The organism is Staphylococcus sp. HMSC065D05 (assembly GCF_001813195.1).
Taxonomy (GTDB): Bacteria; Bacillota; Bacilli; order Staphylococcales; family Staphylococcaceae; genus Staphylococcus; species Staphylococcus epidermidis.
This window is the reverse complement of sequence record NZ_KV811724.1, coordinates 1-3906: the sequence shown is the minus strand read 5'-3', so window position 1 is coordinate 3906 and position 3906 is coordinate 1. Positions and strand designations below refer to the sequence as shown.

Below are 3906 nucleotides of genomic sequence, written 5' to 3'. Positions count from 1 at the left end.
TGATGATTACTAGTTTACCTATGATGAATGAAGTGATTGGTAATCCACTATTAGATAAATTTATGAAAGATTTAATCGTTCAAATCTTAGCAATGGTTTCAGAACAAGAACGAAATGAAAGTAAACGTAGACAAGCACAAGGTATTCAAGTTGCGAAAGAAAAAGGTGTGTATAAAGGACGCCCTTTACTATATTCACCTAATGCTAAAGATCCTCAAAAACGTATTATCTACCATCGTGTTGTTGAAATGTTAGAAGAAGGCAAAGCAATTAGTAAGATTGCGAAAGAGGTTAATATCACAAGACAGACAGTTTATAGAATTAAAAATGGTAAGGGATTATCTTGATAAATGGATTGTTAATGCAAATGAGATCTTCTCACAGCGTCCTAAATTATATGTTATTCATCTATTATGAGATTCTAATAATAAGACAAGAAAAGAGAGTGCGAATTCGCACTCTCCTTTTGTGTAGTACTATTGAAATTTTGTCTTAAAAACGAACGTAATTTAGAAATAATATTTATTGGTATTTCAAGAATATATATATAATTATTTACTAAGTCCATTTAAAAAAATTTGAGAGAACTTGTTCATAAGTTTAATTCTTTCATTAATATTTTGTTCATGTGTAAAGGTAACAATTCCATTAACAGCGTTTGCTGCTATTTTACTAACAGCATTAACATCATTAATACACCATTCGCCATTTAAATTACCCTCCTTAAAAATTACATGATAAGCATCTATATATTTGTTTTCTAATTTATTCATTTTTTCATTAATGCTATTAGTTTTATAATATTCAGTGCAAAATTCAATTATTGCGTTTTGAAGTGGATAATAGTATTCGGTTGTTAAAGATAGTTCATTATATAAATAAAATTTTTCTCTATTAGTTTTACATTTGATTTGTTCCTTTTTCCACTGTTCTTGCCATTTAGATTCTTCTATATTTAAAATTTCTAAAAATAGATTTTCTTTTGTTTTAAAGTGATAATAAAGATTCCCTTTACTACTTTCTGATAATTTAACAATTTCTCCAGTAGTAGTGGCATTATATCCATTTTTTATAAATAATTCCTTTGCGACACCTAGTATTTTATCTTTCAAGTTCATCACGCCTTTAATGAGTATTAAGTACTATCAATGATAGCACAAAAAATTCAAAGAATAATTGTATAACACAATACAGCCATTTAAATTTCGCAAGATTTTTTGTTGTAATATGTAAAAAAATAGATTACAATCCTTATAGACCGATCGCACGGTCTATAAGGATTGGAGGGAACTTAAATGATTTCATTTTTTACAAAAACTACTGATATGATGACATCAAAAAAAAGATGGACTGCACTAGTAGTATTAGCTGTTAGTTTGTTTGTTGTTACAATGGATATGACAATATTAATTATGGCTTTACCGGAATTAGTAAGAGAGTTAGAGCCTTCTGGTACCCAACAGTTATGGATAGTTGATATATACTCTCTTGTTTTAGCTGGCTTTATAATTCCATTGAGTGCCTTTGCTGATAAATGGGGAAGAAAAAAAGCATTATTAACTGGATTTGCTTTATTTGGCCTCGTTTCATTAGCTATATTTTTCGCAGAAAGTGCAGAGTTCGTAATAGCTATTCGATTTTTACTTGGTATTGCAGGTGCTTTAATAATGCCAACTACTCTTTCAATGATAAGAGTAATTTTTGAAAACCCTAAAGAAAGGGCCACTGCATTAGCTGTATGGTCAATCGCTTCATCGATAGGTGCTGTTTTTGGACCAATTATCGGAGGAGCTTTACTTGAGCAATTTTCATGGCACTCGGCATTTTTAATTAATGTACCGTTTGCGATAATAGCAGTTGTAGCAGGTTTATTTTTATTACCAGAGTCTAAGTTATCAAAAGAAAAGTCTCACTCGTGGGATATTCCTTCTACAATTTTATCAATTGCAGGCATGATTGGACTGGTATGGAGTATCAAAGAATTTTCAAAAGAAGGACTAGCAGATATTATTCCATGGGTTGTAATAGTATTAGCAATTACCATGATAGTGATATTTGTTAAACGTAATTTATCAAGTTCTGATCCAATGTTAGACGTAAGACTTTTTAAAAAGAGATCATTTTCAGCTGGTACAATTGCTGCATTTATGACAATGTTTGCAATGGCATCTGTTTTGTTATTAGCTTCACAATGGTTACAGGTTGTGGAAGAACTTTCTCCTTTTAAAGCTGGCTTATACCTATTACCTATGGCAATAGGAGATATGGTGTTTGCACCAATTGCACCCGGATTAGCGGCGCGATTTGGACCGAAAATAGTGTTACCTTCCGGAATTGGAATTGCAGCCATTGGCATGTTTATTATGTATTTCTTTGGTCATCCATTATCATATTCTACAATGGCTTTAGCATTAATTTTAGTTGGAGCTGGTATGGCTTCACTAGCAGTTGCATCTGCTCTAATAATGTTAGAAACACCTACATCAAAAGCAGGTAATGCAGCTGCTGTTGAAGAGTCTATGTATGACCTTGGAAATGTTTTTGGTGTAGCAGTACTTGGTAGCCTATCTTCTATGCTTTATCGTGTATTTTTAGATATTTCATCTTTTTCATCAAAAGGTATAGTTGGAGATTTAGCTCATGTAGCTGAAGAATCTGTAGTGGGCGCTGTCGAAGTAGCTAAAGCTACGGGGATAAAACAGCTTGCAAACGAGGCTGTAACATCATTTAATGATGCTTTTGTAGCAACTGCTTTAGTAGGTGGGATTATCATGATTATCATTTCAATAGTTGTCTATTTGTTAATTCCCAAATCACTTGATATAACTAAACAAAAATAGTACTAAACATATATTTTTAGATATTGTAGATTAGTTTATTTTTAAAATTAGTAATAGTTAAAAAGTAGAACCATTAATTTTAAATGGTTCTACTTTTTTATTATTAAGTAAAATTATAAAAGACAATTTCTTAAATTAATAATATGATATACCTATATCTAATAATTTATTAGTATTAATAAACCTTGAAAGGATGATTAACTGATGAATAGAGCAGATATTTTTAAAATATTTGATGTAGAACTTAATATAACTATATTTTTAGGAGCACTAGTAGCAACTTTCATCTATTTTATAAGTTACATGAACAATGTAAATGAATTAATTACATTATGCTTAACATTAGCTTTTCCTGCATATTTATTAAAAATTAGCAGATCGTTCGAGGTTATTTTATTAGAGGAAAAAATAAAAAATAGTAAAATCAAAATCTGTGACAAAGATAGAATTGAACGAGAGATACTGGTGAAAAAGAACCTAATAGATGAACTATTGTTTCCTAATAGAGTTATTAAAAAATATACACTGACAATTTTAATTTACAGTATAGGTATTATTATTCTTTTACTACTTTGTAATATGTTAAGTTATGGAATTGGTGAAAATGTCAATTTTATCTGGAGATTACTAGCTTGTTATGTAACGAGTGTCACAGTGATTATAGTTGCCTTGATTATAATGATAATGATATTTGATCTTATAATTGGATTACTATTAAATTTTCAAATATTTTTAAAAAATAAAAAGTATGATGACTTTTTATAATTATTCGATTTATATAATGAAAAATTAAATGATTAAACATAGAAACCTCAAAACAAACCATATTTAATAGAGTTTATGGCGCCTTATACAAATAAAGGCTATGCTGTTAAAGAATTATGTAGCTATCTTCAGATTAATATGGATGATGTTTATACTATTGGCGATAGAAAATTGATTTACCTATGTTTAATACCCTAGATAATTCTTCTGATAATTTAGTTTTTGTTAGAGTTTAACATAACTGATGATTATCAGAAGTCCTGTCATTATAAAAGGTGTATCAAGAGTTTATAAACTCTTG

At 29.4% G+C, this 3906-nt stretch carries 4 protein-coding genes and 1 pseudogene; 4 read left to right on the top strand and 1 reads right to left on the bottom strand.

Going from position 1 to position 3906, the window contains the following annotated elements; translation table 11 throughout:
* Positions 1–347: helix-turn-helix domain-containing protein (locus tag HMPREF2897_RS01300; protein WP_083310204.1), on the top strand; the 347-nt coding region annotated here is incomplete at its 5' end.
* A gap of 204 nt (positions 348–551) precedes the next feature.
* Here HMPREF2897_RS01300 and qacR read toward each other — a convergent pair.
* Positions 552–1118, bottom strand: coding sequence for a multidrug-binding transcriptional regulator QacR (qacR, locus tag HMPREF2897_RS01295; protein ID WP_001832666.1), 567 nt, complete (start codon positions 1116–1118; stop codon positions 552–554).
* Between the two features lie 177 nt (positions 1119–1295).
* On the opposite strand from qacR, the gene HMPREF2897_RS01290 reads away from it, so the two are divergent.
* The 3 genes and pseudogenes from HMPREF2897_RS01290 to HMPREF2897_RS13240 form a co-directional block, all read left to right on the top strand.
* Positions 1296–2840: a quaternary ammonium compound efflux MFS transporter QacA gene (locus tag HMPREF2897_RS01290; RefSeq protein WP_000622776.1), complete on the top strand. Its 1545-nt coding sequence runs from the start codon at positions 1296–1298 to the stop codon at positions 2838–2840.
* A 204-nt stretch (positions 2841–3044) separates the two neighbouring features.
* On the top strand, positions 3045–3605 hold the full coding sequence (locus HMPREF2897_RS01285) for a hypothetical protein (RefSeq protein WP_001077893.1): 561 nt from the start codon (positions 3045–3047) through the stop codon (positions 3603–3605).
* A gap of 63 nt (positions 3606–3668) precedes the next feature.
* Positions 3669–3803, top strand: a pseudogene (locus HMPREF2897_RS13240) (HAD hydrolase family protein); the annotation flags it as partial.
* Positions 3804–3906: the final 103 nt, after the last annotated feature.